At 68.8% G+C, this 1733-nt stretch carries 2 protein-coding genes and 1 rRNA gene; 2 read left to right on the top strand and 1 reads right to left on the bottom strand.

Going from position 1 to position 1733, the window contains the following annotated elements; genetic code table 11:
* Nucleotides 1-102, top strand: a 5S ribosomal RNA gene (gene rrf, locus ETD85_RS62095); the annotation flags it as partial.
* 143 nt (nucleotides 103-245) lie between these two features.
* Here rrf and ETD85_RS62090 read toward each other — a convergent pair.
* Nucleotides 246-443, bottom strand: a complete 198-nt coding sequence (locus ETD85_RS62090) for a hypothetical protein (RefSeq protein WP_138699063.1) — start codon at nucleotides 441-443, stop codon at nucleotides 246-248.
* 950 nt (nucleotides 444-1393) lie between these two features.
* On the opposite strand from ETD85_RS62090, the gene ETD85_RS65355 reads away from it, so the two are divergent.
* Nucleotides 1394-1733: hypothetical protein (locus ETD85_RS65355; RefSeq protein ID WP_206059652.1), on the top strand; the 340-nt coding region annotated here is incomplete at its 3' end.

Raw genomic sequence — 1733 nt, 5'->3', positions numbered from 1 at the left:
GGGAAGGAAACACCCGGTTACATTCCGAACCCGGAAGTTAAGCTTCTCTGCGCCGATGGTACTGCACTCGGGAGGGTGTGGGAGAGTAGGTCACCGCCGGACAATCTTTCGGGAAGGGCTCGACGCTTTGCGTCGGGCCCTTTCTGCATTTCCGGGATGGTCTTTCGGCTCGTCGGGAGCGAAACGGGCCTTTTCTGCTTTCCGGGGCATGCTTATCTTTCGGTGGCGACCCCCACCTCGCGCCGTCACCCTTGGAGTGTGACGGCAACACCCCCTTCGCCGGCGCGACGTGACCGACGGCGCCCGCGTTTCTTGACTTGGATGGTCACGACGTTGTCGATGGTCCTGTTGATGGCAGGACTTGTGGGGTTTTTCGCCGCGTCATTAGGGCTGTCCGGCAGGTTGCTGGAGATGCTGGACAAGTGGGCCAGCAGGGTCAGCATTTTCGTGGGGCTCGCGGGTCTGCTGTCGGCAGGCGCGGTGACGTGGGCTCGGCGGCGCTCGCATGCGGAGTCCCGGCCAGTGGAGTCCCGGCGATCGGCTCGATCGTCCGAGCAACTGTCCATGCGTCCATCCGGGGATGCGGCTGAGCGGCCGGGCACGGATCCGTCTGGAGAGGCAGCCCCGTTTGGAGAGGCAGCTCCGTCTGGAGAGGGGGCGGGGGAGGCGTTCCAAGGGCTCCAGGGGCTCCAAGGGCCGCGCCAGGGTTCTCGTGGAGAGCCAGGTGGAGTGTCGGGCGGGAAGCCGGGCGACCTACCAGGCAGAGCGCCTGGCAGAGCGCCTGACGGTGACCACGGAGGCGTGCCGAGCGGAGCGCCAGGCGGGGAACCGCCTCGGGGGCTGGGTGATACGCCAAGTGGGGTCGCGAGTGGGGAACCGGCCGGGTGGCCGGGCGGCGTGCCAGGTGGAGCGCCAAGCGGGGAACTGGCCGAGGAACCGGGCGGGAGGCCGGGAGGGAAGCCGGGCGGAGATGCGCCTGGGCAGGCCGCGTCTTCCGCTGGCGCCGAGATCAGCCGTTCTAAGGCGGCGGGCGCTCGTACTCCTGCCGACGGTACGGCCGAGATCAGCCGGTCTGCGGCGCCCGGCGGCGATGCCACTGCCCCTGATGGTGGTGCCACGGCTGGTGGTGGTGCCACGGTGCCTGATGGTGATGCCACGGCTGATGGTGCGACACCCGACGGGGTTGTGATTGCAGACGGTGCCGCGACCCGTGACGGTGTTGCGATCGCGGATAGTGTCGCCACACCTGATCACGCTGAGACCGCCAGCGGTCCTGCTACACCCGATCGCGCCTCGACCGTCGGCAGTGCTGCCGCCCCCGATGGTGATGCGGCCACCAGCGGCCTTGCTCAACTTGCGGATGGTGCTGCGGTCGACGGCAACGCTGCCGCACGTGATCGCGCTGCGACTGCCGGCAGCGGTGCCGCAACTGGTCGGGCTGGGACTGCCGGCAGCGGTGCTGTACCTGGTCGGGCTGGAGCTGACGGCAGTGATGCCGTACCTGATGGTGATGTGGCTGAGAGCAGCGCCGCTCAACCTGATCGCGAGGCCACGTCCGCCAGTCCCGCCAGTCCTGCCAAATCCGATCGCGGTGCGACGGCTGCCAGTCACGCGACCCGCGACCGCGATGCGACCGCCGGCAGTCCGCCAGCAGCGTCCGATGGTGATGCGGGCGCCATCGACCCCGCTGCGGCTCCTCAGGTTGAGGCGCAGGGGGAGCGGGCGATCGGGGT

The organism is Nonomuraea zeae (genome assembly GCF_005889725.1).
Classification (GTDB): Bacteria; Actinomycetota; Actinomycetes; order Streptosporangiales; family Streptosporangiaceae; genus Nonomuraea; species Nonomuraea zeae.
This window is presented reverse-complemented; position numbering and strand designations above follow the sequence as displayed.

Excerpts from the sequence above, each read along its gene's own strand:
- ETD85_RS62090 (WP_138699063.1), bottom strand. The coding sequence starts at position 443 with ATGCTGACCCTGCTGGCCCACTTGTCCAGCATCTCCAGCAACCTGCCG.